The organism is Micromonospora sp. WMMD980 (assembly GCF_029626035.1).
Classification (GTDB): Bacteria; Actinomycetota; Actinomycetes; order Mycobacteriales; family Micromonosporaceae; genus Micromonospora.
Genome location: NZ_JARUBE010000003.1, coordinates 850,387 through 873,270, shown reverse-complemented (window position 1 = coordinate 873,270; position 22,884 = coordinate 850,387). Strand labels below are relative to the sequence as shown.

The 22,884-nt window shown below is 71.6% G+C and carries 16 protein-coding genes; 9 read left to right on the top strand and 7 right to left on the bottom strand.

The annotated features are described in order from the left end of the window. Positions 1-108: 108 nt before the first annotated feature. From O7618_RS04595 to O7618_RS04585, 3 genes are all read left to right on the top strand, one after another. A complete protein-coding gene (locus O7618_RS04595; protein ID WP_278104700.1) occupies positions 109-1,584 on the top strand; it encodes an aminopeptidase P family protein in 1,476 nt (491 codons plus the stop codon). Positions 1,585-1,826: 242 nt separating this feature from the next. Continuing rightward, positions 1,827-3,503 carry a hypothetical protein gene (locus tag O7618_RS04590; RefSeq protein WP_278104699.1) on the top strand — a complete coding sequence of 559 codons (1,677 nt, stop codon included), beginning with the start codon at positions 1,827-1,829 and terminating at the stop codon, positions 3,501-3,503. Positions 3,504-3,779: 276 nt separating this feature from the next. Beyond that, on the top strand, positions 3,780-5,813 hold the full coding sequence (locus O7618_RS04585) for a hypothetical protein (RefSeq protein WP_278104698.1): 2,034 nt from the start codon (positions 3,780-3,782) through the stop codon (positions 5,811-5,813). 67 nt (positions 5,814-5,880) lie between these two features. Here O7618_RS04585 and pulA read toward each other — a convergent pair whose 3' ends face one another. Next, positions 5,881-11,379, bottom strand: coding sequence for a pullulanase-type alpha-1,6-glucosidase (pulA, locus tag O7618_RS04580; RefSeq protein ID WP_278104697.1), 5,499 nt, complete (start codon positions 11,377-11,379; stop codon positions 5,881-5,883). Positions 11,380-11,521: 142 nt separating this feature from the next. Beyond that, positions 11,522-12,220, bottom strand: a complete 699-nt coding sequence (locus O7618_RS04575; protein ID WP_278104696.1) for a cellulose binding domain-containing protein — start codon at positions 12,218-12,220, stop codon at positions 11,522-11,524. Between the two features lie 190 nt (positions 12,221-12,410). Here O7618_RS04575 and O7618_RS04570 point away from each other — a divergent pair, with 190 nt between their 5' ends. Then, positions 12,411-13,010: a GNAT family N-acetyltransferase gene (locus tag O7618_RS04570; protein WP_278104695.1), complete on the top strand. Its 600-nt coding sequence runs from the start codon at positions 12,411-12,413 to the stop codon at positions 13,008-13,010. Between the two features lie 49 nt (positions 13,011-13,059). Here the strand turns inward: O7618_RS04570 and O7618_RS04565 are convergent, their stop codons facing one another. Next, positions 13,060-13,713: a GPP34 family phosphoprotein gene (locus O7618_RS04565; protein ID WP_278104694.1), complete on the bottom strand. Its 654-nt coding sequence runs from the start codon at positions 13,711-13,713 to the stop codon at positions 13,060-13,062. A 195-nt stretch (positions 13,714-13,908) separates the two neighbouring features. On the opposite strand from O7618_RS04565, the gene O7618_RS04560 reads away from it, so the two are divergent. Then, positions 13,909-15,417: an APC family permease gene (locus tag O7618_RS04560; protein WP_278104693.1), complete on the top strand. Its 1,509-nt coding sequence runs from the start codon at positions 13,909-13,911 to the stop codon at positions 15,415-15,417. Between the two features lie 72 nt (positions 15,418-15,489). Here O7618_RS04560 and O7618_RS04555 read toward each other — a convergent pair whose 3' ends face one another. Next, the gene (locus tag O7618_RS04555) at positions 15,490-15,879 is read right to left on the bottom strand and encodes a hypothetical protein (RefSeq protein ID WP_278104692.1); all 390 of its coding nucleotides are present in this window, start codon (positions 15,877-15,879) and stop codon (positions 15,490-15,492) included. 39 nt (positions 15,880-15,918) lie between these two features. Continuing rightward, a complete protein-coding gene (locus O7618_RS04550) occupies positions 15,919-16,665 on the bottom strand; it encodes a hypothetical protein (protein ID WP_278104691.1) in 747 nt (248 codons plus the stop codon). Here O7618_RS04550 and O7618_RS04545 point away from each other — a divergent pair. The 3 genes from O7618_RS04545 (at position 16,664) to O7618_RS04535 (ending at position 18,762) form a co-directional block, all read left to right on the top strand. Next, positions 16,664-16,852, top strand: coding sequence for a hypothetical protein (locus tag O7618_RS04545; RefSeq protein ID WP_278104690.1), 189 nt, complete (start codon positions 16,664-16,666; stop codon positions 16,850-16,852). The genes O7618_RS04550 and O7618_RS04545 overlap by 2 nt on opposite strands. 53 nt (positions 16,853-16,905) lie before the next feature. Then, entirely contained in the window at positions 16,906-17,679 is a 774-nt protein-coding gene (locus tag O7618_RS04540; protein ID WP_278104689.1) for a hypothetical protein, read from the top strand. A 429-nt stretch (positions 17,680-18,108) separates the two neighbouring features. Next, entirely contained in the window at positions 18,109-18,762 is a 654-nt protein-coding gene (locus tag O7618_RS04535; RefSeq protein WP_278104688.1) for a C39 family peptidase, read from the top strand. Between the two features lie 55 nt (positions 18,763-18,817). Here the strand turns inward: O7618_RS04535 and O7618_RS04530 are convergent, their stop codons facing one another. Together O7618_RS04530 and O7618_RS04525 are read right to left on the bottom strand one after the other, a co-directional pair. Continuing rightward, on the bottom strand, positions 18,818-19,474 hold the full coding sequence (locus O7618_RS04530) for a DedA family protein (RefSeq protein ID WP_278104687.1): 657 nt from the start codon (positions 19,472-19,474) through the stop codon (positions 18,818-18,820). A gap of 24 nt (positions 19,475-19,498) precedes the next feature. Further along, entirely contained in the window at positions 19,499-19,855 is a 357-nt protein-coding gene (locus tag O7618_RS04525) for a VOC family protein (RefSeq protein ID WP_278104686.1), read from the bottom strand. A 156-nt stretch (positions 19,856-20,011) separates the two neighbouring features. On the opposite strand from O7618_RS04525, the gene O7618_RS04520 reads away from it, so the two are divergent. Next, positions 20,012-22,867, top strand: coding sequence for an aconitate hydratase (locus O7618_RS04520; RefSeq protein ID WP_278104685.1), 2,856 nt, complete (start codon positions 20,012-20,014; stop codon positions 22,865-22,867). Positions 22,868-22,884: the final 17 nt, after the last annotated feature.

Genomic DNA, 22,884 nt, shown 5'->3' with positions numbered 1-22,884 from the left:
CCATCTTTCCACGCGCCGGAAGCCGCCGTCGCGGCACCGCAGGCACTCCCCGCTGTCGTGCGCGCGGTACCGTCGGGACCAGCGACGAGGCTCAGGGAGGGGCGGATCATGGCCGAGGATCGGGCGCAGCAGGGCAAGCCGGCGGACGGCACGGAGTCGCACGACCCGGACTTCCCGGAGGCGTTCCTGTCGTTCATGCGGCAGGGCTGGCGGGACACCGAGCTGTCGGTCACCCCGGGCCCGGAGGTGCCCAACCACGCCAAGCGGCGGGCCGCGCTGGCCGAGGCGTTCCCGGGCGAGACGCTCGTCATCCCCACCGGCACCGAGAAGGTCCGCGCCAACGACACCGACCACCGGTTCCGGCCGGGCAGCGACTTCGCCTACCTGACCGGTGACATGGAACCCGACAGTGTCCTGGTGCTGCGCCCGGGCGGCGAGGCCACGCTCTACATGCGGCCCCGCTCGTCGCGGGCGACCGACGAGTTCTTCCGCAGCCGCCACGGCGAGCTGTGGGTGGGCCGCCGGCCGACGTTGCGCGAGAAGTCGACCGAGCTGGGCCTGCCCACGGCCGACCTGAGCGAGCTGGACGCGGCGCTGGCCGACCTGGCCCCGGGGCGGACCCGGGTGCTGCGCGGCTTCGACGCCCGGGTGGACGCCGCGGTGCGCCGCTACGACGGGCCGCGGGCCGAGGGCCAGCCGGGCCGGGACCGTGAGCTGGCCATCGCCATCTCCGAGCTGAAGCTGGTCAAGGACGAGTGGGAGATCGCGCAGCTCCAGGAGGCGTGCGACGCCACGGTGCGCGGCTTCGAGGACGTGGCGCGGGCGCTGCCGGCCGACCGGGCGATCTCCGAGCGCCTGCTGGAGGGGTTGTTCGCGCTGCGGGCCCGGCACGACGGCAACGATGTCGGCTACGGCTCCATCGTCGGGGCCGGCGAGCACGCCACGATCCTGCACTGGGTGCACAACCACGGCGCCACCCGCCCGGGCGACCTGCTGCTGATGGACATGGGGGTGGAGAACCGCAACCTCTACACCGCCGACGTCACCCGGGTGCTGCCGGTCGACGGCCGGTTCACCCCGTTGCAGCGCCAGGTCTACGACGCGGTTCACGCCGCCCAGCAGGCCGGCATCGACTTGTGCAAGCCGGGGGTGGGGTTCCGCGACGTCCACCTGGCCTCGATGCGGGTGCTGGCCGAGGCGCTGAAGGATCTCGGGCTGCTGCCGGTGAGCGTGGACGAGGCGATGGATCCGGCCTCCACGGTCTACCGCCGCTGGACGCTGCACGGCACCAGCCACATGCTCGGCATCGACGTGCACGACTGCGCGAATGCCCGCAAGGAGACCTACCGCGACGGGCCGCTCGGGGAGGGCTACGTGCTGACCGTCGAGCCGGGCCTCTACTTCCAACCGGAGGACGAGCTGGTCCCCGAGGAGCTGCGCGGCATCGGCGTCCGGATCGAGGACGACATCCTGGTCACCGCCGACGGCCCGGTGAACCTCTCGGCCGGGCTGCCGCGCGGCTCGGACGAGGTGGAGACCTGGCTGGCCGAGCAGCGCGAGGCGGGTCCGCGCCTGCCCGGCTGAGCCTTTCGGGCCGCCCGATCCACCGCGGCGGGCCCGCACCGGCTCCGGAACGCCTCGGCGTCCGGCTCCGGCGCGGGCCCGCCGTTTTACGTCCCATTATGCGTAGTTTCTTCGGATAAGACCTTCTCACGAGGATCCTTTTCCTACGGTGTCGATCAGGGGCTACAACCCGTTTGTAGCCGCTCGCTCCCCCTGGGGGGAAGAGATCCGTTTGGGGAGTACCGAAAGGGCGGAAGGCACTGATGTCGAACGAGGTAACGACTGCCGACGGGGCAACACCGACGGCGACACCGCCGACGAGCAGGCGGCGGGCGCTCTGGGTCGCCACCGGCGTGGCCGGGCTGACCGGCGTCGTCGGCCTGGCGGCGCTGGGCGGCCTCGCCGTCCGCGACGACAGGGCCGGCGGCCCGGAACGGGTGGCGGACAATCGCGCCACGGCGCCGCGGAACGCCGACGGCGGGTCCCACGCGGACGACGGGACGGGACCGGTCGGCGAGGACCGGGGCCAGGAGGGTCGCTACCGGGGCGAGTGGGGCGGCCACGAGGACAACGACAAGGCCCGCGAGATCCCCTGCGACGACGACGCCCTCGTCGACGCGCTCGAACTGGCCAACCGCGACCACGGCGGCACCCTGAAGCTCGCCGAGAACTGCACCTACGAACTCGGCGTCAAGGACCGCAAGGTCGGCGGCGCCCTGCCCGAGATCAAGCAGGACGTCACCATCAAGGGCAACGGCTCCACCATCGAGCGCGACGCCGAGGACACCTTCCGCATCTTCCGCGTCGCCGACGGCGGCCACCTCACCCTCAAGGACCTGACGGTCAAGGGCGGCAACGCGTCCGAGTTCACGTACCCCGGCCCGACGGCGTCGGGCCGGGAGCACGAGAAGGAGGGCGCGGGTGACGGCGGCGCGCTGCTGGTGGAGCACGGCGGCAAGGCCCACCTCTCGCGGGTCACGTTCACCGGCAACAACGCCGAGCACGACGGCGGCGCGGTGGCCAACTTCGGCCGCGTGTGGCTGGCGGAGAGCACGGTCGTCGACAACCACGCCCGGGGCGATGGCGGTGGCATCTTCAACCGCGGGGTCCTCAAGATCGAGGAGACCAAGGTCGACGACAACACCGCGGTGGGCAGTGGCGGCGGCATCGCCAACGGCAGCGACGAGCGGCACGCCGAGGGCGGCCCGGTCGACGTCGGCGGCAGGGGCGACCACGGCGGGCACCGCGCCGGCACGGTGGAGATGACCGGCGCCGGGGACCGCAAGGACACCTCACCCAGCGCAATGTCGAACAACCGGGCCGGGAAGAACGGTGGCGGCCTGTTCAGCAGCGGCGGCTACGTCACCGTCTCCTTCACCCACATCACCGGCAACACCGCCTGCGAGAACGGCGGCGGCATCTACGCCGAGAACACCGACCTCGGCCTCGACAAGGTCGTCGTCGCCGGCAACCACGCCGACGGCGACGGCGGCGGCGTCGTCACCACCGGCGGCAAGCACTGGGGCTACCCCAACACCAAGGACGAGGGCAGCGCCACCATCGCCGACAGCGTCATCGCCGACAACACCGCCAACCGCTTCGGCGGCGGCATCTACAACGGCGAATGGCTCGTCAAGATCGAAGACGGCTTCCTCACCCGCGAGCACGACGAGGACGACAACGCCGCCCTCACCCTGCGCGACACCCTGGTCAAGGGCAACACCGCCCGCAACGGCGGCGGCATCTTCAACAACAAGGCCACCATCACCCTGACCAAGACCCACGTCACCAAGAACACCGCCACCGACACCAGCAAACTGCACCGCGTCGCCGGCGGCATCCTCAACAACGAGGGCCACGTCAAGCTCGACGACGAGTCCCTCATCAGCGACAACGACCCCACCAACTGCGCCAACACCGTCAAGGACTGCTTCAACTAACGCACCACCACATAGAGCCGGAGGCCCTTCCCGCCGCCAGGTCGACGGGAAGGGACCCGCTCCGATCGCGCGCGGTGTCCCCGACCGGGGTCTCCCGTCCCCGCTGCGACCGCCGGTCCCACCTGCACCCTTATGCGGGTTTTTTTCGTATTTGGGCACGGAGCGAAGAAGGTTCTCATACGTTGTTGTTCAGCAGCTACAACCGATTTGTAGCGAAGGCCGCCTCGCTGTGGCGAAGCGACCTTGTCAGGTACAAGGAGAGGGCAGAGAGCTCCGATGTCCAACTACCTTCGCAATAACGATGACGCCACCACCCGCGAGACCGTCTCCCCGCTCCGGCGCCGCCGGCTCTGGCTCGCGACCGGCGTCGTGGGCCTGACCGGAGCGGTCAGCCTCGCCGGCGTGGCCTACGCGACCACCGGGGTCACCGGTCCGCACCGGCTCGCCGACGTCAAGTGGTCGACCACGCAGCAGCTCAGCGACGACCACGGCGACGAGGGCACCGAGGACGAGCACGGCAAGGACGACTACCGCGGCGACGAGTACGGCAAGGACGGCAAGGACCGGGGCCAGGAGGGTCGCTACCGGGGCGAGTGGGGCGGCCACGAGGACAACGACAAGGCCCGCGAGATCCCCTGCGACGACGACGCCCTCGTCGACGCGCTCGAACTGGCCAACCGCGACCACGGCGGCACCCTGAAGCTCGCCGAGAACTGCACCTACGAACTCGGCGTCAAGGACCGCAAGGTCGGCGGCGCCCTGCCCGAGATCAAGCAGGACGTCACCATCAAGGGCAACGGCTCCACCATCGAGCGCGACGCCGAGGACACCTTCCGCATCTTCCGCGTCGCCGACGGCGGCCACCTCACCCTCAAGGACCTGACGGTCAAGGGCGGCAACGCGTCCGAGTTCAAGTACCCCGGCCCGATGGCGCCCGCGGCAACGAACGGCACGGCGGCGCAGCCCGCCGCTCCGGTCGCCCCGGCCCAGCTGGCGGCCGCGGGAGCGCAGGCCGCCACCGCGGCCCAGGCGGCGGTCGCCGCCCAGGCGGCTCCGGTCGCGGCGGCTCCGGTCGCGGCGGCTCCGGTCGCGGCGGCTCCGGTCGCGGCGGCTCCGGTCGCGGCGGCTCCGGTCGCGGCGGCTCCGGTCGCGGCGGCTCCGGTCGCGGCGGCTCCGGTCGCGGCGCAGGCCGCCACCACGGCGGCGCAGGCCACGACCGCGACGACGGTCGCGGTCTCCGGCCCGGAGAACGGGGACGAGAAGCAGGGCGAGGGTGACGGCGGCGCGCTGCTGGTCGAGCGCGGCGGCAGCGCCCACCTGTCCAACGTCAAGCTCACCGACAACAACGCCGAGCACAACGGCGGCGCGGTGGCCAACTTCGGCCGCGTGTGGCTGGAGGAGAGCAAGGTCGTCAACAACCACGCCCAGGGCGACGGCGGCGGCATCTTCAACCGCGGCATCCTCAAGGTCGAGGAGACCAAGGTCGACGACAACACCGCCGGCGGCAACGGTGGCGGTATCGCCAACGGCAACGGCCTCTCCGGCAAGCACGGCGCCGACGCCACCGAGCTGCAGAGCTACGTGCCGTCGGGCAAGCACGACGAGGCCGGTACGGTCGAGATCATCGGTTCCGACCACGGCAAGGACGGCGGCAAGGAGGGCGGGAAGTCCTCGCTGTCGAACAACCGGGCCGGGAAGAACGGTGGCGGCCTGTTCAGCAGCGGCGGCTACGTCACCGTCTCCTTCACCCACATCACCGGCAACACCGCCTGCGAGAACGGCGGCGGCATCTACGCCGAGAACACCGACCTCGACCTCGACAAGGTCGTCGTCGCCGGCAACCACGCCGACGGCGACGGCGGCGGCGTCGTCACCACCGGCGGCAAGCACTGGGGCTACCCCAACACCAAGGACGAGGGCAGCGCCACCATCGCCGACAGCGTCATCGCCGACAACACCGCAAACCGCTTCGGCGGCGGCATCTACAACGGCGAATGGCTCGTCAAGATCGAAGACGGCTTCCTCACCCGCGAGCACGACGAGGACGACAACGCCGCCCTCACCCTGCGCGACACCCTGGTCAAGGGCAACACCGCCCGCAACGGCGGCGGCATCTTCAACAACAAGGCCACCATCACCCTGACCAAGACCCACGTCACCAAGAACACCGCCACCGACACCAGCAAACTGCACCGCGTCGCCGGCGGCATCCTCAACAACGAGGGCCACGTCAAGCTCGACGACGAGTCCCTCATCAGCGACAACGACCCCACCAACTGCGCCAACACCGTCAAGGACTGCTTCAACTGACCTGACGGACCCGGGGTACGGACCGGCCCCCCTGCCAGGTGGCAGGGGGGCCGGTCCGCGGGTGCGGTCAGCTCTGGACGAAGACCGCCACGCTGCGCGCCGGCACGGTGAAGGTGCCGGCGGCCCGGTCGAACGAGGCCGTCCGCAGCGCCGGGTCGGCCGAGTTCCGCAGCACCGGGTGCAGCGCCACGTTCGCCCCCCGCAGGCCGGTGACGGTCTGCTTCGCCGTCTCCGGGGTCGCGTTGAAGACCACGGTCACCGACTTCCACTTCCCGTCCAGCCCGCGGGCGTCCAGGGTCATGGTGAGCACGCCCGGGGTCTCCTTCTCCCCGGACAGCGGGAACGCGACCCGCTTCTGCACCTGCTCGGCGGTGGGCAGCCCGAACACCGGCGAGGACCGCCGGATGCGCAGCAGCTCCGCGTAGCGGGCGTCGGTCAGGTCGATCGCCGTGCAGCCCGGAACCAGCTTCGGATCGGCCAGCAGCGGCTTCGCGTACGGCCACTTGTCCTTGTTGTCCTGCTCCGGCGGCAGGCCGGCGCCGAAGCCGTTGCCCCGGGCGCAGTCCCAGCGGATCTGGTTGAACCAGTCGCCGGAGTTGAACGAGTTGCGGTCCAGCGACTTCGAGCGCAGCCGCTCCGAGCCGGCCGTCACGAACCCGGTGCCCTGCCCGAACGCCGTGGTCGCCAACGCGAGCACCTGCATCCGGGCCCGGTCCTGCGCCGAGGTGCCCGGCGGCAGCTTGTACGCCAACGCGTCGTACAGGATCTCGTTGTCGTGCGCGTCGACGTAGGTGACCGCCTCGCCCGGCGCGGCGGTGTAGCCGGCCGGCGAGCCGTTGTAGTCGACCTGGCCGCCGGTGACCCGCTTGCCGGAGGTGTCGGTGAACCGGTAGTCGCGCAGGTTGCCGGTCAGCCCCACCTTGATCAGGTCGTGGGCGTGCAGCAGCCGGGCCTTCTGCTCGGCCGCCGAGCCGTTGACCTCGTCGCCGTTCGGGTCGGTGAACAGGCCGGAGGCGAAGCCCTGCACCCTCGGGTTGGCGTCGAACGGACCGCCGCCACGCACCGCGTCGCGGAGCCGGTCGTTGAACGTGCCGATCCCGGTACCGGCCATGTTGGCCTGGGTGGCCTGGACGAACCGGGCGTCGTCGGCGACCTCACCGAAGTTCCAGCCCTCGCCGTACAGCATGATCTTCTTGCCGTCGACGCCGTCGCGGGCGGGCGTGAGCCTGTCCAGCGCGGCCCGTACGGCCAGGATGTTCGCCTTCGGGTGGTGGCCCATGAGGTCGAACCGGAAGCCGTCCACCTTGTACGCCTTGGCCCAGGTGACCAGCGAGTCCACCACGAGCTTGCCCATCATGGCGTGCTCGGGGGCGGTGTTGGCGCAGCAGGTCGAGTTTGCGACCGTGCCGTCTTCGAGCAGCCGGTGGTAGTAGCCGGGCACCACCTGGTCGAGCACCGACTTCGGGTCGATCCCCGCCGCCGACGTGTGGTTGTAGACCACGTCCATGACCACCCGCATGCCCGCCTGGTTCACCCCGGCGACCATCTGCCGGAACTCGGTGGTGCGCTTCGCGCCGTTCGGGTCGACCGCGTAACCGCCCTCCGGCACGGTGTAGTGCAGCGGGTCGTACCCCCAGTTGTAGCCGTCGGAGTCGGCCACCGCCGCGACGCACTTCTGCTGCTGGTCCGAGTCCGGCGGCAGCTTCGCCAGGTCGCAGGCCGGCTGGGCCTGGTCGGCCCGCTTCTCTTCGATCGTGGCGAAGTCGAACGCCGGCAGCAGGTGCAGGTAGTTGACCCCGGCGTCGCCGAGCGCCCGCAGGTGCTTCATGCCGGCCGTGTTCGGGTCGGTGAACGCGAGGTAGGTGCCCCGCCGCTCGGCCGGGACGGTGCTGTCGGCGATCGAGAAGTCCCGCACCGACAGCTCGGAGATCTGCGCCTTCGACGCCGGCACCGGGGCCGGCTTGCGCAGCTTGGCCCAGCCGGCCGGTGCCAGCGCCGGGTCGGTCAGGTCGACGATCTGGCTGTGCGTGGAGTTGGGCGCGAGCGCCACCGAGTAGGGGTCGGTCACCGACGCGGTGACCACCTTCTGCGCCGCCGGCTGCCAGGCCTCGACCTGGTAGCGGTAGTAGCGCCCGGTCCACGTCCTGGTGCCGCGCACCGACCAGACGCCGGTGCGGTCGTTGCGGCTCATCGCCACCGTGCTCGGCTGCGCGGTCGGCGAGTCGAACAGTTGCAGCGACACCTTCCGCGCGGTCGGCGCCCACACCGCGAGGGTGGGCACCCGGCCGGCGAACGTCGGGCCGAGCTTCGCCGAGGTGGCCGCCGGGTAGACGTCGTCGAGCACGCCGGGGATCTGCACCCCGGTGGCGCTGAGCAACGCGCCCTCGGCGTCCCGCTCGGTCACCACGAGCTGCCCGCGCAACGCCGCCGGCACCTTGGCCAGGTCGGCGCGGTCCAGCGAGAAGGCGTGATAGGCCCAGAGCTGGGGGTACGCCTGCCGTTGCGCCTCGGTCAGCCCGTTGCGCTGCGCCCGCAGCGGGAGCGTGGTGTACGTGCCGGTCAGCTCGCCGTCGGCGACGCCGATGCCACCGGCCGGCGCGGCGACCAACGCGTACTTCTTGCCGTCGGTCGCCCCGGTGGCCCAGGCGACGGTGGACCTGTCGATCCACTGCGCCTTCTGCTTGGCGAGGTCGACGTCCTTGGCGGCGCCGGTGCTGGTCGCCGGCAGCAGCCGGCCCTTGACGCCGGCCAGCAGCCACACCTCGTGCCCGACGCCGGTCAGGTCGAGGCGCTGGTCGTCCGGCTGGTCCTTCTCGTCGCCGTGGTGAACGATGTAGCTCAGCCCGGTCGCGCCGGCGGCCAGGGGCACCCGGAACACCGCGCCGTAAGCGTCGATCTTCTCCGGCTTCAGCGGGGCGGCCCAGTCGGTCGGGTTGGCCGCGCCGTCCCACAGGTGCAGGCCCCAGCCGTCGTAGTTGCCGTCGGCCTTGCGCCAGTGGATGACCGCGGTGCCCTGGTCGACGGCCGGGTCGGGCTCGCCGGTGGCGGCCTGGCGGGTCGGGTAGAGCGTCGGATCGCCCTGCTTCACCCAGACCTCGCCGGTCTGGGTGACGTCGATGGTGCGGTCGTTGGCCACGTCCTTGTTGCCGTCTTTGTCGACCACCAGGAAGCCGACCGACTTCGCGCCGGGCTTGAGCTTCACCCAGGCGAACCGGCCGTAGGAGTCCTCACCGGCGAACGGCTGCCCCTTCGGCCACTCGGTGGCGTACGCCGGGTCGATGTCGCCCCAGGCGTAGAGGCCCCAGTCGTCGTACCCGCCGGCCGGGCGCTGGTAGTGCACGACCGCCCAGTCCCGCGACGCGCCCTGCGCCGGGGTGCCGACCGTGCCGGTGGTGCGGGCGGTGGCGGTGCGGCCCTTGCCGTCGCGGACCACCGCCTTGTACTCGACCTTCGTGCCGCCGGCCAGGCCGGTCAGGTCGTGGTGGACCGTGTACGGCGCGCGGTCGGCGCTGCCCAGCAGCGTCCACTTCCCGCCGGGCACCTTCGCGGCGAACGTGACGGTGGCGAGCGGGTCGCCGGTGACCTGGGCGGTGATCGCGGTCGTGGTGGCGACCGGGTCGGCGCCCGGCTGGGTGAGCGTGACGGTCGGGGCCGCGCCGGGCTGCGGGATCGCCCGGTCGGCCTTGAGCACCACCGCCGACATGGCCGGCACGGTGACGCTCAGCTTGCCGTCGGCGCCGGCCGTCGCGGTCGCGGCGCTGCCGTAGATGCCGGTGAAGCGGGTGCCGGCCGACCAGGTGTCCACGGTGACAGTCTGCGGGGTCGAGGCGTTGTTCACCGCCGCGACGTGTTCCACCCGCTCGGTCTTCAGGATCCGGGAGAACGCGAACACGCCCGGGCCGTCGGCCGCGTACCGGGTGACCTGTACGCCGTCGCGCAGCGCGGGGTGGGCCGCCCGCAGCCTGCCCAGCTCGGCGATGGTCCGGTAGAGCGGGTGGCGGGTGTCGTACTGGTCGGAGGCGTGGGTGCGGGTGGTGCCGATCAGGTCGTCGTCGAGATAGTCGGCGGTGCGGGAGGCGAACATGTCCTGGCGGGCGTCCTTGTCCCCGCCCGGGCCGGTGAAGCCCTGCTCGTCGCCGGAGTAGACCACCGGTTGCCCGCGGGTGAGGAACATCAGCTGGTGGGCGAGCTGGTCGCGGCGTAGCTGGGTGGCGTCGTCACCGCCGGCCGCGGCGATGAACGAGCCGATCCGGCCCATGTCGTGGTTGCCGAGGAACGTGGTGAGCCGGTTGGCGTCGGTGTCCCGGGCGGAGTACAGGTCGTCCTTGGCGTACACGTCGGCGAGCGCCTCGGCCGAGCCGTCGGCGGCGGTGTAGCCGCGGGCCGCCTCCTGGAACGAGAAGTCGAGCGTGGCGGGCAGGCCGCCTTGCCGCACGTAGGTCGACTCGATCGCCTGGTCGGCGCTGTAGACCTCGCCGAACATGAAGAAGTCCTTCTTGCCGGCCTTCGCCGCGTAGGCGTCGATGCCCCGGGTGAACTGCGGCCAGAAGTCGAGGTTGGCGTGCTTGACCGTGTCGAGCCGGAAGCCGTCGACGCCGGCGTGGGCGATCCACTGGCCGTAGATGTCGGTCATGCCCCGGACCACCTCGGGACGCTCGGTCCACAGGTCGTCGAGGCCGAAGAAGTCGCCGTACTCGCTGTTCTCGCCGGCGAACGTGGAGTCACCGCGGTTGTGGTACATGGTCGGGTCGTTGAGCCACGCCGGGACCTTGGCCTTCGCGTCGGCCGGGCTGGCGAACGTCGGGGTGTACGGGAACGACGTCGAGTTCACCGCGGGGAACTTCCGCGTGCCGTCGGCGTAGTTGCGGTCCTCGAAGGCCCGGCCCGAGGCGTCGGAGTAGGGCGCGGTCTTCTTGTCCACGTAGCCGTACTTGTCCTCCGCGTAGCGGATGATGTCGGCCGTGTGGTTGACGATGATGTCGAGATAGACCTTGATGCCGCGCCGGTGCGCGAGGTCGACCAGCTTCTTCAGCTCGGCGTTGGTGCCGAAGTGCGGGTCGACCTGGGTGAAGTCGGTGATCCAGTAGCCGTGGTAACCGGCCGAGACGTCCGCCCCGGTGCCCTGCACGGGCCGGTTCTTGAAGATGGGGGCCAGCCAGATGGCGGTGGTGCCCATCCCCTGGATGTAGTCCATCTTGTCGATGACGCCCTTGAGGTCACCGCCGTGGTAGAAGCCCTTGTCCGCGGGGTCGAGGCCGGTGGCGAGCCGGTCGCCACGAAGCCCACCGGTGTCGTTTCGCCGGTCGCCGTTGGCGAAGCGGTCCGGCAGCACGAAGTAGAACTGTTCGGCCTTCGCGGTGTTGGTGCCGGCCTTGAGCAGCGCCTCGGCGGACGGCTCCCGGTTCCACTGGGGGGCGTTGCCGGCGGCCAGGACATCGGGGGTGGCGGCCCGCTCGGCGCTGTCCGCGCCGAGCTGGTGGAGGGCCACCGGCACGCCGACGAGGGTGAGCACGAGGGAGGAGACCAGGGCGAGCAACGCCTTGGGGGATATCGGCGTCGGTTTCATCGACGGCCTTTCTCTGGTCGCTGATTCGCCCGCACGCTAGCTCTTGCCGAAACATTCTGCAATACCTTGCAAACGACGTCGCAACACGGCAGTCATCTTGCAAAACGTGATGCCCGTCCTCCCCGACGGCAGGCGGATGGACTCAGCGACCGGAGCAGGCCACGCCGTCGACCGCACAGGCGTCCGGCCGGGTGGTGCCGGTCGCCTCGACGTGGAACCGCACCGGCACCGACGCGCCCGCGGCCAGGTCGACTCCGCTGCGGTGGGTGAAGACCCGGCCGTCGAAGCCGAACGGGCCCTGCTCGGCGCCCTCCACCCAGGCGGTGACTAGCCGGCCGCGCGGAAACGTCACCCGCACCGTCCAGCCCTGCGCCGAGCGGCCGGTGTTGACCAGCAGGACCTCGCCGATGAAGCCGCCGTCGAACGTGCTCACCACGCCGTACCGTCCGGTCACCGCCGACGACGGAGCCGGCGGCGGGGGCGACGGCGCGGGCGGAGCGGGCCGGACGTCGCCGCGTGGGCTGCCCGTCGAGACGGCCGGCGTCGGCCGGGCGGGCAGCACCGTCGACCGGGGCGACAGTCCGGGCGCCACCGGACGCGCCGCGGTGCCCGACGCCGCAGGCGGCACGGCGGTCGTGGTCGCCGGCGCGACCGGGAGCCCCGGCAACGACATCGCCGGGTCCGTCGGCCCCTGCGCCGGGTGCGCCCGCCGACCGCGCACCGAGCCGAGCGCCACCACCAGCAGCACCACCATCACGACCACGCCGGCGGCGACGAGGATCCAGGGCGACGAGGTGACGGCGGACCCGGGCGACGGGGCGGCACGACGCGTGCGGGACATGTTCCTCCTGTCGGCGGGTCCGGAACCCCCGGCCACCCTCCCCCTTGGCGGACCGCGCCAGCCTAGCCAGCATCCCCGCCCGCGGCGAGCGGGTGAGTCCGTGCGGAGCTGACCGGTTACTCAGCGACCTGATACGTTGCACGCCGATCGATGACCACAATGGCTCGTACGGCGGCAGGACGGTTGGCCAATGACTGAGTGGCAGGGCAACATCAGGCGTGCGTCCACCGCGGACCACGCGCTCGTGACCGGGATCCTCGCCGAGGCGTTCATGCGGGATCCGGTGAGCGGCTGGATCTTCCCGGAGGACGACCACCGGGCGCGGGTCCACCCCGCGTTCTTCGGGCCGTTCGTCGCGCTGGCGCTGCGGACCGGCGAGGTCCACGTGGCCGGCGACGGCCTCGGTGCCACGCTCTGGCTCCCGGTGGGCGGCGACCACGACGCCGACGACGGCGAGGAGCTCGCCGACCTAGAGACCGCGATCGGCCCGGAGGCGATGAAGCGGTTCGCGGTGCTCGACGAGATGATGGCCGCGAACCACCCCGGCGAGACGCACTGGTACCTGCCGTTCATCGGGGTGCACCCCGACCACCACGGCAAGGGCGTCGGCTCGGCGCTGCTGCGCGACAAGCTGACCGAGTTGGATCAGTCCGGCGTGGCCGGCTACCTGGAGGCCAGCACACCGCGCAACGCCGCGCTCTACGAGCGGCTCGGCTTCCGGCGCCGCCCGGTCACGCTCGACCTGCCCGGTGGGCCCAGCCTCTACCCGATGTGGCGCGACCCCGCCTGACAAGGGCTCCCCGCCCCCGTCCCGGATCCCCGGGGCGGGGCACGGGGCGTCAGCGGCGGACCGTGGTGGTGCTGACGTCGAGCGCGCCCACCACCGCGGCGAGCAGGCCGTCGAGCTGCGCCGGAAGGAAGCGCCGGCAGTCCCGCATCCGGCCGCCGACCTGCGGGTCGAAGATGTGCGCGGCGAGCCCGACCGCCTCGGCGAGACTCGCCAGCAGCAGCGTCCCCGGGTCCAGCTCGGCCGGGGACGAGTGCATCAGCATCGCGGTCAGCCGAACCCGGGGCGAGGCCGCCTGGTTCGGGTCGATGGCCGGCCAACGCACCTGGCGGCCGATCAGTTTGCCCTGCTCCCGCCGGAGGACGCCGGCGGTGACCAACCGGGTGCCGACCCGCTCGTTGATGTTCAACTGGGTGCGCAGGTAACGGATCCACAGCCGGGCCGGATGCGCGCCCTCGCGGCGCAGGATCTCGGTGATCAGCAGATCGGTCAGCGGCTCCTGCCAGAGCCGCGGGTCGACCGCGGCGAGGCCGCCGCCGTCGAGGGCGATCCGGCCCTCGAACATCAGCTCGGCGAGCGCGGCGCCGGCCAGCCCGCACTCCAGCCGGTCGACGGCGACGTGCGGCTTACCGGTGAACTCGTCGTGTCCGATGAGGAACAGCGCGTCGGCGAGCCGGTACGTGGCTTGTGCCCCGGGGTAGGTCATGGTCCATCCTCGAACGGTGGCCGTGATCGTCGACACGGGACGGTACGGCATGACCACGCACAGCTCAATTCCGGTCGATCATGCGCACCCCAATCGAGATCGAAGTGGGGTTGTGACGATCCGTGATCACCAATACCCTGCTTCAGGCTGTTCCGAAGTAGACACCCCAACCCCTTCCCCTCCCCTGGAGAAGCTTTGTCCTCCGATCCGTTCTTCTCCGACGGCGGGCTGCGCCGTGGCCGTCTCGGCACCGCCCACCTCGTCTTCTTCACCGTCGCCGCGTCGGCTCCGCTGACCGTTCTCGGCGGCGGCGTCACCACCATGTACGCGGTCAGCGGCAACGTCGGAGCGGCGCTGGGCTACGTGCTGCTCGCGGCCGTGCTCGCCGTCTTCGCCACCGGCTACGCCGCGATGAGCCGGTACGTCGCGAACGCCGGCGCCTTCTACGCGTACATCGCCAACGGCCTCGGCCGGGCCGGCGGGGTGGCCGGCTCGGCGGTCGCGCTGGCCGCGTACAACGCGATCCAGATCGGCCTCTACGGGCTGTTCGGCGCGATCATGAAGGACTTCATGACGGCGAAGGCCGGGCTCACCCTCGACTGGTGGGTCTGGGCGCTGCTCGCCTGGGTCTTCATCGGCGTGCTCGGCGTGCTGCGCATCGACCTGAACGCCAGCGTGCTCGCGGTGCTGCTGGTCCTCGAGTGCGTGGCCGTGCTGATCTTCGACCTGGTCGCGTTCGCCCACCCGGCCGGCGGCAGCGTCACCACCGCCGGCATCAGCCCCGGCCACCTGTTCGGCGCCGGGTTCGGCGCCGTGCTCGCGTTCACCATCGCCTCGTTCACCGGCTTCGAGAGCGGCGCGATCTACAGCGAGGAGGTGAAGGATCCGCGGCGCACGGTGGCCCGGGCCACCTACATCGCGGTCGCGTTCACCGGCCTCTTCTACGCCTTCTCCGCCTGGGCGCTCACCGTGCTGACCGGGCCGGAGAACGCGCAGCAGGCCAGCACCGAGGCCGGCCCGGGCGTGATCTTCGGCGCGCTCGACCAGTACACCGGCACGGTGATCGCGGACATCGCGAACGTCCTCTTCATCACCAGCGTGCTCGCCGCCCTGCTGTCGTTCCACAACGGGGTGGCCCGCTACCTGTTCGCGCTCGGCCGGGAGAACGTCCTGCCCCGCTTCCTCGGCGCGACCTCCAGCCGCAGCGGCGCCCCGATCGCCGGCTCGCTGATCCAGAGCGTCCTGGCCGTGGTGGTCTTCCTGGCGTTCGCGATGACCGGCCGCGACCCGGTCATCGACCTGTTCACCTGGCTGTCCGGCTCGGCCGCGGTCGGCGTGGTGCTGCTCATGACGCTCACCTCGGCCGCCGTCGTCGGCTTCTTCCGCGGCCGGAGCGGCCCGGAGTCGGCCTGGCAGCGGGTGATCGCCCCGGCGCTCGGCACCGTTCTGCTCACCGCCGTGCTGCTGGTGCTGCTGTTCAACTTCGACGCGCTGCTCGCGCCGGACACCGCGGGCTACCTGAAGTGGCTGCTCCCGGCGATCCCGGTGGTGGCCGGTGTGCTCGGCCTGATCTGGGGCGGGGTGCTGCGGACCAGCCGGCCGGACACCTACCGTCGGATCGGCCAGCTCGACGAGGAAGGGCTGCACGAGCCCGGCCTGCACTCGGCCCCCGAGGCAGACCGCTGGGCCGCCAGCCACCGCTGAGCATGTAAGGCGGGGCCCCTTCTTAACGCATGTGGTAGAGAAGGGGCCCCTTCTCAACAACCGGGCGCCGGGTCAGGCGGTGCGGATGACGGTGCAGATGGCCGGGCCCTCGTCGGTGGTCCGCAACAGATAGCGGTAACGCTCGCCCGGCACCGCGTGGCCCTGACTGTCGAGGAACTCCCACCGCACGGCGACCTCGGTGAGCAGCGCGGAGACCTGCTGCACGTCCTCGAGCTGCGCGTTCGCGGCGATCAGCTCCCGCTCCTGGTAATCCGGCGCGGCGCCGACGAAGCTCAACGCCACCGCCGCCGGCGAGGTGAACGAGAAGCTGTAGGTGTCGGCGACCACCAGCCCGGGCAGGGCGTAACAGGCCGCGATCGCCGGCACGTCGGTGCTGGTCAGCGCCGTGCCGTAGCGGTCGAAGAAGTCGGAGAGCGTGTCGAGGTCGGTGGAAGCCGTCACGGGGCTTCCATTACCGGCGCGTCACCTCGGCAAACCTGGTCAGCGGGGCGGGATACGGACCTCGATCTCCGCGCCGAGCTGGGCGCCGCCGGTCAGCGCCAGGTCGTCGCCGCTCCAGAACCGCCCCGGGTCGTACCAGTTGGGTCGGCGTCCGGCCGGCAGCAGGCCCATCGCCTCGTAGGTCACCGCCACCACCTCGGCGCAGTACGCCGTCTCCAGCGCCCGGTCGCGCACCTGACTCCCACCGTCGGGCCTGCCGGCGGGACCCGGCACACGACCGTCGTCCGAGCCGCGACCCGCGTCCGGGCGGTGGCCGTCGTCCGGGCGGTCACCGGTGTCCGAGGTGGACCGGCGCCCGCGCGGGTGCGGCACCCGACCACGCGCCCATCGCCAGGCGAGTTGCGCGGTGGACGGGAACGGCGTGCCGTCCAGGCGCGCCACGGTGCGCAGCACCGCCTCCTCCATCGCGGTGTCGGCGGGCGGTTCGAGCTGGCGCAGCCAGCCGCGCTGGCCGTACCGGTTGGCCCACACGCAGACCGCGTCGCGCAGGTCGTGCAACTGCACGCCGCGCTGGCGGGTGCCGGTCCACATGTCCGTCAACGAGCGCCCCAGCTCGGCGTGCCACATCAGCGGCGGCATGTCGTCGAGGACCACCGCCATGCCCACGTGGTTGACCGGACTGTTGGTGGTGAACTGGATGGCGCGGTCGGGCACGCTGCGCCCGCGGAACACCCACAGGTCGCCGGTGCGGGTCAGCTCCACGGCCTCGTCCAGGCTGATGCTCATGGACGACTACCCTAAGCGGATGCGGCAACGGATGCGGTGGTGGAAACTGCTCGGCCTGGCCGGGCTCGCCGGCGTGGCGGCGACGGGCGTGGTCGTGGCCCGGGCGGAACGACAGCGCCGGGCGTACACCCCGGAGGAGATCCGGGACCGGCTGCGCGAGCGGCACGCCAGGGCCTCGTCCTCCTGATCGTCGACCTTCCGGGGCGGCGCGCGGCGGCGCGCTGCCCTACCATCGGGCCGATGGGAAACAGTTTCTGGGAGACACAGTTTGTTCTCGACCCGCCGCCCGCGCCCGTGGAGCGGCACGGCGACGTCGACCTGCACCTGCCGCCCGGCGACGGCCGCCACCCGGCGGTCGTGGTGGTGCACGGCGTACCCGGGCCGCCGGACGCACCCGACGCGCGGGACTGGCTCCTCTTCCGCGGCTACGGCGCCCTGCTCGCCGAACGCGGCGTGGTGGCCGCGATCCCCCGGCTCACCGTGGCGCACCCCGACGACCTGACCACTGTCGCGGGCCGCATCGTCGGCACGGCCGACCTGCTCCGCGCCGACCCGCGCGTCGACCCCGACCGACTGGCGCTCTGGTTCTTCTCCGGCGCCGGCCTGCTGCTCGGCGACTGGCTCCGCGAGCCGCCCGGCTGGCTGCGCGGTCTGGCCGCGACCTATCCACTGCTGGCACCCCTGGCCGAATGGCCGCCGATCGATCCGCGCTTCCACCCGATCGACGCCGTCGGCGGCGCGGCGCGACGGCCGGTCGGCCCGAACCAGCCCTCGGCGGCCGACGCGGTCCGGTCGGTGCCGCTCGTGCTGACCAGGGTCGGGCGGGACCGACCCGAGGTCGCGTCCTCCATCGACACGTTCCTGGCCGCCGCCGCCCGGCACGGCTCACCTGTCCGGGTCGTCGACGTGCCGCAGGGGCAGCACGGGTTCGACGCCCTGGACCACACGGATGAGTCGCGCGCCGCCGTGCGTACCGCCCGTGACGCCGTGCTCGACCTTCTCACCGATCCCTGAGATCCGACTCCGCCCACACGTCGTCGTCGGCGGTCACTGGAACGTCATGGGTGCCTACGGGGCATTGAGACACCCATGACGCGCCGGCGGCGCTCCGTGGCGTGGTGAGTGGAACGTCCCGGGCGAGCAGGGTGGGTGGGGCGCGATGTCTGGTTCGCGCCGGTATGGGGTGGCGGGGGTCACGGGCTCGACGGAATCGGCGCTGGGGGTGGGGCGTTGTACCCGGCAGACCGCGTGGAGCCCGGCCCCGCCGCAGGCAACCCCGGTCGGAATGACCGGCCACCGGCCGTGGTTACATCCCCGGGAGCCGCCGAGCCGGCCACCCCAGGCCGCGCGCCGGGCCATACGGGCCCGGAGCAGGAACACCCGCGCCGCTGGCCCACCCCCTCAAAGACTTTCCCCCGCACCCCCCTTTGGGAGGCAACCATCATGGCTACCACCCTGCTGCGTAAGACCGTGCTGACCGCTGCCGGTATCGCCGCCACCGCCGGTGGCGTCGCCGGACCCGCCATCGCCGCGCACGCCGCCCCCACCGAGCGCGCCGCGGTGGTCGCCGACCGCAAGGGCCACGGCGAGCGGGAACTCGACGTGCGCTACGAGGCGCAGCCCAACTTCTACTTCTGCGGCCCCGCCGCGGCCCGCAACGCCCTGTCCGTGCAGGGCAAGAACATCGACGTCGACGCCATGGCCAAGGAGATGGGCACCACCGAGAACGGCACCAACAGCATCAACGACATCACCCCGGTGCTGAACAAGGAGACCGGCCGCAAGGACGCCTACAAGTCGGTCGAGATCCGCAGCCCGAAGGCCGACGACAAGCAGACCGACACCCTGCGCGCCGACATCGTGCGCACGGTCGACAACGGCCGCGCGGTCGTGGCCAACATCGCCGGCACCGCCACCGACACCGACGGCACCACCCACTCCTTCGAGGGCGGGCACTACATCAGCGTCATCGGCTACCGCGACGACGGCCACACCGTCACCATCGCCGACAGCGCCAACCCGAACATGGCCTCCTACCGGATGAGCGTCGACAACCTCGCCGACTGGATCGCCACCCGCGGCTACAGCACCAGCTGACATCCACACACGAAAGGGCCCGACCCCCAACCACGGGGTCGGGCCCTTCGGCGTCTCAGCGTTCCGTGGCGCCGACCGGCTCGACCTGCTCGGGCGGCGTCTCGACCGGGCCCAGCCGCTTCGCGCGGCGGCGCAGCCACCAGGTGCTGACCAGGCCGGCCAGCACGGCGAGCACCAGCCCGGCCCAGGAGATGTCCTTGAGCCAGTGCTCGGCGGCCCGCCCGAGGTAGAACAGCAGGTAGGTGGTGCCGAAGGCCCAGACCAGGCCGCCGGCCGCGTTCGCCACCAGGAACCGGCGGTACGGCACGTGCAGCGCCCCGGCCAGCGGGCCGGCGAGGATACGCAGCAGCGCGACGAACCGCCCGAAGAAGACCGCCCACACGCCGTGGCGGGCGAAGCTCTGCTCGGCGCGGGCCAGGTGGGCCGGGCCGAGGTGCCTGGGGAAGCGCCGGCCGAGTCGTTCCAGCAGCGGCCGGCCACCGCGGCGGCCCACCGCGTACCCGATGGAGTCGCCGACGATCGCGCCGGTCGCGGCGGCGGCGGCCACCCACTCGGGCTGGACCACCCCGGTGGCGGCGAGCAGCGCGGAGCTGACCAGCACGATCTCGCCGGGCAGCGGGACGCCCATGCTCTCGACGCCGATCACCCCGGCGACGATCAGGTAGAGCACGCCCGGGGGTAGCGCGGAGAGCCAGTGCTGCACGTCGACCACGCCCCGACACTACCCGCGTGACAGTCACCGCGCGGGTGCCAGGAACTCCAACCGGTTGCCGTGCGGATCGTGCGTGTGGAAGCGCCGCATCCCGGGAATCTCGTCGTCGCCCCAGGTCACGGCGTGGCCGGCGGCGTCGAGGCGGGCGGCGAGGTCGTCCAGGTCGGTGCGGACCAGCGCCGGGTGGGCCTTGCGGGCCGGCACGAAGTCGTCCTCGACGCCCAGGTGCAGCTCGGCGTCGTACCCGGTGAACCAGCAACCACCGCGGGCGGCGAGGGCCGGGGGTTTGGGCTTCTCGGTGAGGCCGAGCAGCCCGACGTAGAAGGAGCGGGAGAGGTCCTCGGAGCCGCGCGGGCAGGCCAACAGGACGTGGTGGATCATGGTGGCACCTCCTCGTCCCGCAGCGTGGCACGAGGTTGCGCGAATAGCAAGACGGACGTACGGTTTTGTAGAGACCGACGCAGGTAAGTGTCGCCTAAGCACGGCGGCGCCCCGGTCGGTGCGACAAACTGCTCAGGACTACTCACGGTCGCTGGTGTGAAGGAGTACGACGTGGCGAGCCTCGACACCTTCGGTGCGAAGACCCAGCTACGCGTCGGAGACGCGAGCTACGAGATTTTCAGGATCGGCCAGGTTCCGGGGCACGACAGACTGCCCTACAGCCTGAAGATCCTGCTGGAGAACCTGCTGCGGACCGAGGACGGCGCGAACATCACCGCCGACCACATCTCGCAGCTCGGCGGCTGGGACCCCGGTGCCGACCCGAGCGTGGAGATCCAGTTCACCCCGGCAAGGGTGCTGATGCAGGACTTCACCGGCGTGCCCTGCGTGGTCGACCTGGCCACCATGCGCGAGGCCGTCCGCGACCTCGGCGGCGACGCCACCAAGGTGAACCCGCTCGCCCCGGCCGAGCTGGTCATCGACCACTCCGTCATCGCCGACCTGTTCGGCCGCGAGGACGCGTTCGAGCGCAACGTCGAGCTGGAGTACGAGCGCAACAAGGAGCGCTACCAGTTCCTGCGCTGGGGGCAGAGTGCGTTCAACGAGTTCAAGGTCGTCCCGCCGGGCACCGGCATCGTGCACCAGGTCAACATCGAGTACCTGGCCCGTACGATCATGGAGCGCAACGGCCAGGCGTACCCGGACACCGTCGTCGGCACCGACTCGCACACCACCATGGTCAACGGCCTGGGCGTGCTGGGCTGGGGCGTCGGCGGCATCGAGGCCGAGGCCGCGATGCTCGGCCAGCCGGTCAGCATGCTCATCCCGCGCGTGGTCGGCTTCAAGCTCTCCGGCGAGATGCCGGCCGGCACCACCGCCACCGACCTGGTGCTGACCATCACCGAGATGCTGCGCAAGCACGGCGTGGTCGGCAAGTTCGTCGAGTTCTACGGCCCGGGTGTGAGCGCGGTGCCGCTGGCCAACCGCGCCACCATCGGCAACATGTCCCCGGAGTACGGCTCCACCGTGGCGATCTTCCCGATCGACGCCGAGACCGTCCGCTATTTGGAGCTGACCGGGCGCGACCCGCAGCAGGTCGCGCTGGTCGAGGCGTACGCCAAGGAGCAGGGCCTCTGGCACGACCCGGACCACGAGCCGGACTACTCGGAGCGCCTGGAGCTGGACCTCGGCACCATCGAGCCGTCCCTGGCCGGCCCGAAGCGCCCGCAGGACCGGGTCCCGCTCGGTAGCGCCAAGACGCTGTTCCGCTCCGCGCTCACCGACTACGTGGCGGCCGACGAGACCGGCGGCGACCCCGGCCGCAAGCCGGGCGTGCCGCAGCAGCAGAAGCCGTTCGGCACCGACGGCCCGGCCGACGAGGCCAGCGCCGAGTCCTTCCCGGCCAGCGACGCCCCGGCCAACGGGGTGAACGACCCGGCGGACGCGCCGCGTGACCTGGAGACCGCCGCGGTGGGCGCGGGCGGCCGGGCCACCAACCCGGTACGGGTGACCGGCGCCGACGGCGTCGAGTACGAGCTGGACCACGGCGCGGTGGTGATCGCCGCGATCACCTCCTGCACCAACACCTCGAACCCGCAGGTGATGATCGGCGCGGCGCTGCTGGCCCGCAACGCGGTGGAGAAGGGCCTGGCCCGCAAGCCGTGGGTGAAGACCACCCTGGCGCCGGGCTCGAAGGTCGTCATGGACTACTACGACCGGTCCGGCCTCACGCCCTACCTGGAGAAGCTCGGCTTCAACCTGGTCGGCTACGGCTGCACCACCTGCATCGGCAACTCCGGCCCGCTGCCGGAGGAGGTCTCCGCCGCCGTGAACGACGGCGACCTGGCGGTCGTCTCGGTGCTGTCGGGCAACCGCAACTTCGAGGGCCGGATCAACCCGGACGTCAAGATGAACTACCTGGCGTCCCCGCCGCTGGTGGTCGCGTACGCGCTCGCCGGCACCATGGACATCGACCTGGCGAACGAGCCGATCGGCGAGGACGCCCAGGGCAACCCGGTGTTCCTGCGGGAGATCTGGCCGAACACCGCCGAGATCCAGGACGTCATCGCCTCCGCGATCGGCGCCACCGGCTTCAGCGCCGCGTACGCCGACGTGTTCGCCGGCGACGAGCGCTGGCAGTCGCTGCCGACCCCGACCGGTGACACGTTCTCCTGGGCCGGCGACTCCACCTACGTGCGCAAGCCCCCGTACTTCGAGGGCATGCGGCGCCTGCCGGCGCCTGTCTCCGATATCGGTCCAGCTCGGGTGCTGGCGAAGCTCGGTGACTCGGTGACCACCGACCACATCTCCCCGGCCGGTTCGATCAAGGCGGACTCCCCCGCCGGCACCTACCTGGCCGAGCACGGCGTGGCCCGGCACGAGTTCAACTCGTACGGCTCCCGCCGGGGCAACCACGAGGTGATGATCCGGGGCACGTTCGCCAACATCCGGCTGCGCAACCAGCTCGTCCCGGGCGTGGAGGGTGGATTCACGGTCAACCACCTGACCGGCGAGCAGTCCTCGATCTACGACGCCTCGATGGCCTACCAGGAGGCGGGCGTCCCGCTGGTCATCCTGGCCGGCAAGGAGTACGGCTCGGGCTCGTCGCGCGACTGGGCGGCCAAGGGCACCATGCTGCTGGGCGTGAAGGCGGTCATCGCCGAGTCGTACGAGCGGATCCACCGCTCGAACCTGATCGGCATGGGCGTCCTGCCGCTCCAGTTCCCGGTCGACACCACCGCGGAGTCGCTGGGCCTGACCGGCACCGAGACGTTCTCGATCAGCGGCGTGACCGCGCTGAACGACGGCGACACCCCGCGCACGGTGACGGTCACCACCGACACCGGCGTGGAGTTCGACGCCGTGGTCCGCATCGACACCCCCGGTGAGGCGGACTACTACCGGCACGGCGGCATCCTCCAGTACGTGCTGCGCCGGATGATCGCCAGCTGATTGGTGTAAGGAGGGGC

Excerpts from the sequence above, each read along its gene's own strand:
- O7618_RS04595 (WP_278104700.1), top strand. The coding sequence starts at position 109 with ATGGCCGAGGATCGGGCGCAGCAGGGCAAGCCGGCGGACGGCACGGAG.
- O7618_RS04590 (WP_278104699.1), top strand. The coding sequence starts at position 1,827 with ATGTCGAACGAGGTAACGACTGCCGACGGGGCAACACCGACGGCGACA.
- O7618_RS04585 (WP_278104698.1), top strand. The coding sequence starts at position 3,780 with ATGTCCAACTACCTTCGCAATAACGATGACGCCACCACCCGCGAGACC.
- pulA (WP_278104697.1), bottom strand. The coding sequence starts at position 11,379 with ATGAAACCGACGCCGATATCCCCCAAGGCGTTGCTCGCCCTGGTCTCC.
- O7618_RS04575 (WP_278104696.1), bottom strand. The coding sequence starts at position 12,220 with ATGTCCCGCACGCGTCGTGCCGCCCCGTCGCCCGGGTCCGCCGTCACC.
- O7618_RS04570 (WP_278104695.1), top strand. The coding sequence starts at position 12,411 with ATGACTGAGTGGCAGGGCAACATCAGGCGTGCGTCCACCGCGGACCAC.
- O7618_RS04565 (WP_278104694.1), bottom strand. The coding sequence starts at position 13,713 with ATGACCTACCCCGGGGCACAAGCCACGTACCGGCTCGCCGACGCGCTG.
- O7618_RS04545 (WP_278104690.1), top strand. The coding sequence starts at position 16,664 with ATGGACGACTACCCTAAGCGGATGCGGCAACGGATGCGGTGGTGGAAA.
- O7618_RS04550 (WP_278104691.1), bottom strand. The coding sequence starts at position 16,665 with ATGAGCATCAGCCTGGACGAGGCCGTGGAGCTGACCCGCACCGGCGAC.
- O7618_RS04540 (WP_278104689.1), top strand. The coding sequence starts at position 16,906 with ATGGGAAACAGTTTCTGGGAGACACAGTTTGTTCTCGACCCGCCGCCC.
- O7618_RS04535 (WP_278104688.1), top strand. The coding sequence starts at position 18,109 with ATGGCTACCACCCTGCTGCGTAAGACCGTGCTGACCGCTGCCGGTATC.
- O7618_RS04525 (WP_278104686.1), bottom strand. The coding sequence starts at position 19,855 with ATGATCCACCACGTCCTGTTGGCCTGCCCGCGCGGCTCCGAGGACCTC.